Here is a 309-nt window from a genome sequence, read left to right as displayed (position 1 = left end):
GGCGGCACAACGTGCTGATCATCGAGGACGATGTCTATCGCCCGCTTGCCGACGTTCCGCCGCCGTCCTTCGCCAGTCTCGAACCCGAGCTTACGATCCATCTCGGCGCGCTGTCGAAATGCCTGGCGCCCGGCCTGCGCCTCGGCTTCGTCATTGCCCCACGCCCGATCGCCGGCCAGGTAGCCGCGGCCCTGCGCATCAACTGCTGGAGCATCAGTCCGCTGACGGCGCTGATCGGCGCCAGGCTGATCGAGGAAGGCGCTGCCGCCCGCATCATCGACATCCAGAAACAGGAGCTGCGCCAACGCC

The 309-nt window shown here is 67.3% G+C and carries 1 pseudogene; it reads left to right on the top strand.

Going from position 1 to position 309, the window contains the following annotated elements:
* A pseudogene (locus EN808_RS35695) lies at positions 1 to 309 on the top strand (PLP-dependent aminotransferase family protein); the annotation flags it as partial.

It is taken from the genome of Mesorhizobium sp. M8A.F.Ca.ET.165.01.1.1 (assembly GCF_004792065.1).
GTDB lineage: Bacteria > Pseudomonadota > Alphaproteobacteria > Rhizobiales > Rhizobiaceae > Mesorhizobium.
The sequence above is the reverse complement of the archived record's forward strand: the minus strand, read 5'-3'. Positions and strand labels throughout refer to the sequence as shown.